At 39.4% G+C, this 221-nt stretch carries 1 protein-coding gene; it reads right to left on the reverse strand.

Annotation, left to right across the window (positions count from 1 at the left end; all coding sequences use genetic code 11):
• On the reverse strand, nt 1–221 hold a 221-nt coding region (locus Q0873_RS18230), incomplete at both ends, for a hypothetical protein (RefSeq protein ID WP_299110235.1).

Below are 221 nucleotides of genomic sequence, written 5' to 3' on the forward strand. Positions count from 1 at the left end.
GCTCCTGCTGGAGTTGGTGTGATTGTAATATTTCCTGTTCCATCACAATTATAAACTACTGCACTTGCTAAAGCTGGTGCTGTTGGTAATGGTGCGATGACAATGTTTGGTGTAATGGTAAAACTACATCCGTTTGCATCTGATACTGATAATGTATACGTACCATCTACTAAACCTCCTTTTACTGGGTTATTTGAACCGGTAGTTGTTGTTCCATCATT

Origin of the sequence: uncultured Tenacibaculum sp. (genome assembly GCF_947498805.1) — a bacterium.
In the GTDB taxonomy this organism is placed as follows: domain Bacteria; phylum Bacteroidota; class Bacteroidia; order Flavobacteriales; family Flavobacteriaceae; genus Polaribacter.